This is a genomic window from Acidimicrobiia bacterium (genome assembly GCA_018057765.1).
In the GTDB taxonomy this organism is placed as follows: Bacteria; Actinomycetota; Acidimicrobiia; order IMCC26256; family JAGPDB01; genus JAGPDB01.
On sequence record JAGPDB010000012.1, the window covers coordinates 45,953 to 53,839 of the forward strand.

The 7,887-nt window shown below is 39.3% G+C and carries 6 protein-coding genes; 5 read left to right on the forward strand and 1 reads right to left on the reverse strand.

The window, feature by feature from the left end; all coding sequences use genetic code 11:
• Nucleotides 1-28: 28 nt before the first annotated feature.
• The 4 genes from KBF89_05380 (at nucleotide 29) to KBF89_05395 (ending at nucleotide 6,101) form a co-directional block, all read left to right on the forward strand.
• Nucleotides 29-1,600, forward strand: a complete 1,572-nt coding sequence (locus KBF89_05380; GenBank protein ID MBP9115759.1) for an ATP-binding protein — start codon at nucleotides 29-31, stop codon at nucleotides 1,598-1,600.
• Nucleotides 1,593-4,244, forward strand: a complete 2,652-nt coding sequence (locus tag KBF89_05385; protein MBP9115760.1) for a type IV secretory system conjugative DNA transfer family protein — start codon at nucleotides 1,593-1,595, stop codon at nucleotides 4,242-4,244. Before KBF89_05380 ends, KBF89_05385 begins: the two co-directional genes overlap by 8 nt.
• 48 nt (nucleotides 4,245-4,292) lie before the next feature.
• Nucleotides 4,293-4,757: a hypothetical protein gene (locus KBF89_05390; GenBank protein MBP9115761.1), complete on the forward strand. Its 465-nt coding sequence runs from the start codon at nucleotides 4,293-4,295 to the stop codon at nucleotides 4,755-4,757.
• A gap of 210 nt (nucleotides 4,758-4,967) precedes the next feature.
• Nucleotides 4,968-6,101, forward strand: coding sequence for a LysM peptidoglycan-binding domain-containing protein (locus KBF89_05395; protein ID MBP9115762.1), 1,134 nt, complete (start codon nucleotides 4,968-4,970; stop codon nucleotides 6,099-6,101).
• 76 nt (nucleotides 6,102-6,177) lie between these two features.
• Here the strand turns inward: KBF89_05395 and nucS are convergent, their stop codons facing one another.
• Complete coding sequence (gene nucS, locus KBF89_05400) at nucleotides 6,178-6,849, reverse strand: endonuclease NucS (protein ID MBP9115763.1); 672 nt, start codon at nucleotides 6,847-6,849, stop codon at nucleotides 6,178-6,180.
• Nucleotides 6,850-7,063: 214 nt separating this feature from the next.
• Between nucS and KBF89_05405 the strand changes: the two genes are divergently transcribed.
• Nucleotides 7,064-7,711, forward strand: coding sequence for a hypothetical protein (locus KBF89_05405; GenBank protein MBP9115764.1), 648 nt, complete (start codon nucleotides 7,064-7,066; stop codon nucleotides 7,709-7,711).
• The last annotated feature ends 176 nt before the right edge of the window (nucleotides 7,712-7,887 follow it).

Sequence of the window (7,887 nt, forward strand, 5' to 3'; positions counted from 1 at the left end):
GAAAGTGTACATAAAAGTATAAGTAATTATGGGAAAAACAACAGCGTTCGGAGACATAACAAAGATATTTGTACCTTCGCACCGAACTACAACAGCAAACTTGCAAGCGATATATCCTTTCATGTCTGCCCCAGGTTTGGGCGGTAGAGGTACATATATTGGTCACGAGATTATGGGTGGTTCATTTTGTTTTGACCCCTGGGAATTATATGCCCAAGGAAAATTAACAAACCCAAACATGTTGGTTCTTGGTCAAGTTGGTCGTGGTAAATCTTCTTTGGTTAAATCTTTATTAGTACGCTCATTAGTTTTTGGTAGACGTTCAGCGATTCTTGATCCAAAAGGTGAGTACGGATCTCTTGCACAAGTATTGAATTCTCCTCATATAAAAGTACAGCCTGGTGGATCAATAATTGTCAATCCTTTGGACCCTGGTCCTGGTGCAAAATTTATGACACCTGATGAGATTATCCGTCGTCAAACAACACTTCTACAATCACTTCTTGTTGCATCATTAAACAGAGATCTTTCGCCAGAAGAAAGAACAGCGTGTGACTTAGCACTTGAATCTCTTCGTGATGATACAAACGGAATAGGAATGACACTTCCAAAAGTTGTAGGTAAACTTTTATCTCCAACACCAGACATGGCTGCAAAGGTAAATACTACAACTGATCAGTTAGCCAAAGCTTCACGAGATTTAGCTTTAGAACTTCGACGTATGTGCGAAGGTGATTTACGAGGTATGTTCGATGGCGAGACCAATATAGAAGTTGATTGGGATGGGCCAACTGTTGTCTTTGACTTAAGTGCTGTATTTTCTTCGTCAGCTTTAGGTCTGTTGATGACATGTGCAACAGCTTGGCTTCAAGCTGCTATTTCTCGACCTAATGCAGGAAAAAGATTCATTGTAGTTGATGAGGCATGGGCTGTTTTAGCCAATGTTGGTGTTGCACGATGGCTACAACAAAGCTATAAATTATCTCGTACTTATGGTACAGCCAACGTTGCCATTATGCACCGTGTATCTGACCTCCAAGCATCGGGTTCAGCAGGATCAGAAGCATACAACTTAGCAAAAGGTTTACTCTCAGATACTGAAACTAGAATTATTTATGGACAACCTGTATCCGAAGTTAAACTCGCAACAGAAATGGTCGGACTCACTTCCGCTGAAGCAGAGTTAATGCCTTTACTGCGTCGTGGTCAAGCACTTTGGAAAGTTGGTCAAAGTTCTCACTTAGTTCAGCATATACTTGGGGACATGGAAAACTCTATAGTCGATACTGATGCAGGTATGATTAGTACTGGTCGCGAGAATGAAGTAGCTCCAGAATATAGTAATGATCCAGGACCAGATCCACTTGAAGTCGATCAAGATTATAAAGAAAAAGCATCATTTGGAAGTTTTTCAGCAGAAATAAATGATTTATTTGCTGGAGATACTGAACGTGCAGATGCATATATTGAAGCAATGACTGGCAAAGAACCAACACAAGATGGTTGGGGTAGTACTAATAATCAAGAGATTCAAGAGATTCAAGAAGTGGAACCTAAAGAAGAAAAACCAAAAGGTAAATGGGGTCAAGCACATGAATAGCAGTGCACCAACTACCAAAAATCTCGGTTTAAATTCTATGGAATCGATTGGTGCTTACCTTTTAGGCATTTTTGCCGCAGCTGGTTTTTTGATGTTTACCGCTGGTGAACTTTCAGGAATACTTTTTAGTTTTGATCGACCAGGTGCACAACCTAGTGATATACCAGGCATCATTGGCGGGGTGTTGTCCAACCCTGGTAAACCTTCTTCTGGTTGGCCTAAAGAAGCACGAGGAGCAGTTCCGGGTCCGATTTTCTATTATTTAACTCTCTTGTTTTTAATTGTAGGTGCAGTATTCTTAATTAAATTTGGAAAAGAATTTATTGGAAATGGTAAAAAGAAAGATCCCAATGCAGCACAATGGGCAAAAAGTAAAGATATTAAAACTTTAATAGTCCCAGGCCCTGGAATTAAAGGTCGAGTGATTTTAGGTCGCACAAATGGAAAACTTATAGCAACTGAACCACGACAATCAGTTATTGTTTTGGGTCCAACTCAAACTGGTAAAACAACTGGTTTTGCTGTCCCAGCAATACTTGATTGGCAAGGCCCAGTAATTGCTGCCTCTGTTAAAAACGATTTAGTTAAAGATACTTTTAAATGGAGAAAAACTCAAGGCGACGTTTGGTTATTTGATCCTACGCGTTCAACTGGTTTCGATTATGAAGATGTTAGAGCTGGTTGGTCTCCATTAAGTCAAGCTATCGATTGGGGTGGTGCACGTAAAGTAGCCAGTTGGTTAGCTAAAGCAAATAAAGCTGCTGGTGGCGGAATGTCTGATGGAGATTTCTGGTTTTCAATTGCAGAAAAAGCTTTAGCGCCATATTTATTTGCGGCTTCATATGCTGGGCTAGACATGGCAACAGTTTTACGTTGGATAGACACAATGGAAGAACGAGAAGTTCTCAATATTTTACAAACAACAGGTATTCCAGAAGCAATGACAGCATTTCGTGCAAATATGGCACGTGATGAAAGAACTAAATCTTCTGTATTTACAACAGCTGAAACAATTGTTAATGCATATAATGATCCTTTAGTATGCGAATCTGCTTCTAACCCAACAATATTTCCTAGCGAATTATTGAACGGAAAAAATAACACACTTTATATTTGTGCACCCTCACATGAGCAAGACCGTTTGCAGACAATTTTTACGGCAATTGTTACACAGATGAAATCTTCTGCATATGAACTTGCTGGTAAACAAAATAAAATTATTGATCCGCCTCTTTTGATTGTTATTGATGAGGCTGCAAATATCGCTCCACTTGATGACCTTGATGCTATTGCTTCAACTGCTGCTGGTATTGGTATTCAGCTTGTAACTATTTTTCAGGATATGGCACAGATCGAAGCTCGTTATAAAGAGCGCGCACGCACAGTTGTGAATAACCATCGTGCCAAAGTTGTTCTTAGTGGTATTTCAGATTCAGGAACATTGGAATACGTTTCAAAACTAATAGGTGAAGAAGAAATTGATTCAACCTCTGTGTCTTTTTCTGCACAAGGTGAACGTTCGACAACTGAATCATTACAACAACGAACTTTAGCATCGGGTTCATATTTACGACGTATGAAATTTGGTGAAGGTATTGTAGTTTATGGTCAACTCGCTCCAGCTAAATTAGTTTTACGTGCATGGTATAAAGATAAAGAATTAAAACATAAAGTTGAACATGGTACTTTGCCAGGTGTGATGGGTGGAAAATCAGGATCGAATTTTATGGGTTCTGGTTCAAGTATTTCTAAGCCACAAAGTTCTATTCCTGGCGTTGAAGCCATACCGAATGATAATTCACAACGAGCTGGTGGTCCACAAAATCAAGTTGGTGCAAGTACAGGAGCGCCTGGATCGCCTGCTAAGTGGTCTATTGACGCATCTGGGCCTGCACAATCTTATACGACGCCCATTAGTAGTGCTGATCAACCTGGTGGTGGCGGTGTAATTGGTGCTGGCGGCCATGAGCCTCAGCACAGACCCACTCCTAGTATTCCTGGAATGGGTTCTGGGCAACGTCTAAGTGAACCTGTTAGCGAAGATCAATTAAGTGCTTTTGATAAAGCTTTGGCAGAATTAAGATTGCGTGACCAAGTTGGTGGGACAACTACTGTTCCTGCTTCATCGACACCAACTTCACCTAGTGGAATTGGTTCTGCCAGTACTGAAATTCAAATTCCAGGTGGGGCTGGAGCTTCAACTACAGGTGGGGTCATTTTTCCAGAGCCAGTTGAGAAGACCGCACCGCAGTCTTCTCCCACAAAATGGAAACCAAGTAGTGGCGGTTTGTCTGAAGAACCGGTTGTCATCCCCGACAAAACTCAGAGCGAGAGCACAGCTGGCTTACTAGATGATTCTAAGATAGCAACAACTACAACATCGAGCCCTAGTTCTAAATGGTCAAAAGGCTCAAAACCAAAATTTGTAGAAGAATTAATTGTTGTTCAATCAACACCTGAGACTCCTAAAGTAGATATAACAAAAAAAGATGAACCAGTTGATCGTATAGAGCAGCCAAGAAAAGCATGGGGATCAGCTTTAAGTCAATCACCAAAACCTAATTTAGTGCCGGCACAAACACCACAAATATCAGATGAAACAGAAGAAGAAATAGAGGAACCGGCTAAACCTAAATGGAAATAATCAAGCAAAACTTAAAAATTCAAGATATAATGAAGGAAAGGTAAATTGATGTCAATGACGGCAACAAATAAGGGTACGAGATTAACTATGGCAGATGAAATATCCGAAGAGCTTGGTGATATTGCCAGTAAGTTGTCAACACGTCGAAATAGTATGGCGGAAGATAACTACTCTGGTTCTACAGGAGACGTAGTTAATAGATTAGAAAAGATTGGTATCCACACTCACAAAGCTAAGGTAGCAGAGGTTGCTGATTTGTTATTCGAGGGTGAAGTAAGAGTAAGTCCTAATGCCCATAGGCGTATTAACGATAGACAGTTCGAAGTTTTAGCTAGAGCCTTTTTGCTTTATGTTAATTTTAGTTATGATTTTGAGGAGATTGCTGATTTTATAACTAAGCGTTCGACATACGACGATATATTATTTAGGCTAAAAGCGGGACTTGTATTAATTGATGAAATTGCAGAAAATGCAGGGATAATTCCACTAATTGCCGATAAAAGAACTGAATAAATTTAGTTTATAAAAGGCTAAATTAACAGTACAATTGCTAATAATAGTAATTTGTTCACAGGAGATTGCAATAAAATGCGTCATATTGTATTATATGTGGTGATTGAATGAGATTTCCCCTTGAAATTTTGACGATTTCGAGGCACAATAACAGTACAAATAGTGCTACTTAAGCAAAATGTATATAAGTAGCCAGAGGAATAGGTAAAAATGACCAGAACAGCATCCATGCCAACATCAAGGGCCAGCGGTTTACGAAGCCTTTTTTTAATACTTACTATGGAAATCGGATTCATCGTTGGGCTCCATTATTTAGGTTCACTAGATCGTATGCAAATTGATTTCTCGCAATTCTCTAGATGGCTAGATATCACATCGCCAGAAGTAGCACTTACTGCATCAATAAGAATGTTCGCATTAGTTCTTGCATATTGGGTATTAGCAACATCGGTAATTTATTTAATAGCGAGAACATTTAAAATTCCCGCAATGCTTCGTGCGATGGAATTTGCAACAATACCATTTGTTAGAAAAGCAATTGATGGAGCATTGGCCGCAACAATAATTGGAGGAACGGTTTTTGGTGGCGCGTCTGCAGTATTTGCACATCAAGATGCTTCAAAAGTTGCAGCTCCTACCTCAGTGACTACAACGATAAAAGATATGCGTGGTTTATATACTCCAGGAGCCTCTGAAATCGGATCCACTGTTGGAGCAAGTACTATAGGTGAAATACCAGTTAGTCTGAATCAACCAGATGTGGTACTTAAACAAAGTGTAGGAACAGTAGATACAACGGCCACGGAAAGTCCTGGCACTGTTGGAGAAAATATTCCCGTTCCTTCAGAAGATGTCTTAACTCCAACTACTAGTGATTCTCCATCGGAAGATATACCAGTAACTCCTAAAACTCCAACTAGTGGTGCTCCATCGGTTGTTGTTCCATCAGCGCCTACAACTAATGCTGAGGTTCCTATAACAACACCGAAAACAACTGTGCCTGTGACTACACAAACTCCTCAACCGGTGGTTCCTTCTCCAGGAGTTATTGTTGGTGGCGAAAAAGTTGAACGAACAAATGACGCTCCTAGTAAGCAGGATCCTGCCCCGACTACAACGGAATCAACAACTACAACAGATTCAACTTCTTATACAGTTGTATCTGGTGATAACTTCTGGAATATAGCAAAGGTACATGTTGAGCAAAATTTGGGCCATTCACCAACTAATGCTGAAGTTGCAAATTATTGGGTCAAATTAATTGATGCTAATAGAGCAAATATTCGAAGTGGTGATGCTGATCTAATTTTTCCTGGAGAAGTATTTTCTTTTCCAGCAATTTAAGCCGCCCGTGATGGCTCTCATAGGTGTTAGTACTAAAACCTAAGGGCGCAATCACCGAGTTTCTTTCTTATATTTTTTAGAATAATTTTAAAAAGTTAGATTTTGATTCTCTTAAATCATCTATATTTATTTCAACGCAATCAATTCCGCGTGATTGGGCATAAACCTTCGCTTGTGGTTTAATTATGGTTGCAACAAACATACCTTTGACTTTACCATTAGCCAAATAGCGATCATCTAGAGAGATTCTATCTATGTATCGTAGTAGTTGATCAACCCCTGCAATTTCGCCAATACGTTTTATTTCAACAGCAATACATGTACCTTTACTATCTCTACACAATAAATCAACAGGGCCAATATCGGTTGGGAATTCTCTTCTAATTAATTCAAAACCTTCTTGTAGTTTTTCAACTCGTGCAGCAATAAGTTCTTGTAGTTCTTTTTCAACTCCATCTTTTTCAAGGCCGGGCTCATCGCCTAGTTCCATTTCATAATCATGAATAATTTGAAGTAGGTCAATATGTAGCTCTTCGCCTTTTTTGTTGCGTACAATAATTTTGTCCTTCATATCAAAATTGATTATACAAGGCGGGTTCATCCAATTTAAAGGTTTAAATGCTGATGTATCTGAATGAATAGCAATTGACCCATCTGCTTTAAGCATTAGCAACCTTCGCGCCAAAGGTAATTTTGCGCCAAGTCGGCCTTCATAAGTTACTATGCAGTCTGCGACAATTATCCTCATTGGTGAAATATGATAGACGAAATGTTGCTTGTATGGTGGATTCTATTTGTTCGATACTAAATAGTTAGTTATAATAGTAACCATGTTATTTGCCGGCAGTCTTAATTCATGTAGCTGCACTCTTCAATGTCGTGCTATCGACGCTTGTTACTGTCGTAGCTGTTAGCACTTATATAAACTTCTAATTCGCATCTTATTAAATTTAGGAAAACCAATGGCTCCATCGACTTCACAACTTTTACAATTTTTACCAAATGGTACGTCTTTACATGTTCCCGTATCAATACATGTAGGAGGAGATTTAGGTGCGGGTTGTGCTTTAGAAGGTGCCTATAGGCCTGAGAAATTTGATATTTATCTAAGAACATTAGCTGGTTCGAGTGATCTTGCAGTGTTAGAAATTGAGGCACAATGGAAATCACAAATTGAAAATAGGCCAAGTTGTGGACCAACAATCATGAAATTAATTTTATCTGGAAAGCTTGATGGTTCCAGCTTTGAAATAAGGGTGAATCATTGTGCAATAGGAGTGTTTAAAGAGGAAATGGGTATGGGTAAAATTGGTACTGAAATTGCAAACACACATAAGGGTAATAAGTCGGTTTTGACAGGGCCAACTATATCAATAGAAATGGCGAGAGGTTTTCTAGAAGAATTTTTTGTTAAACGCTCAAAGCGATCAGGCGAACGAATAATAGATGTCGATGACAGCAACTTTTTTGAAACGTTAAGAGATCTCGTTTCATCACAAATTAAAGAATCTAGGAGTGTTGCCAACGCATACGTCAATTCAGATTTACTGCCTGACAGTGATGGTCTTGTCGTTCGGGTGTCAGGAGTTCCAGTAGCAATAGGTGGTTAATTATTGGGCAAACCTCCCTTAACTTTTCAATAGAACGGTTGCTAATTTGGTGGTGGTAGGTCGGCGTATTGTTTTTTGTTTGTTGTAGTAAGTTTTGGTATTTTGTTTTGATGCGTTATGGTGTGGTGCTGTCTACATAGCAAAACCAAATTGTCGAGTGATGTTGTACCGCCGTC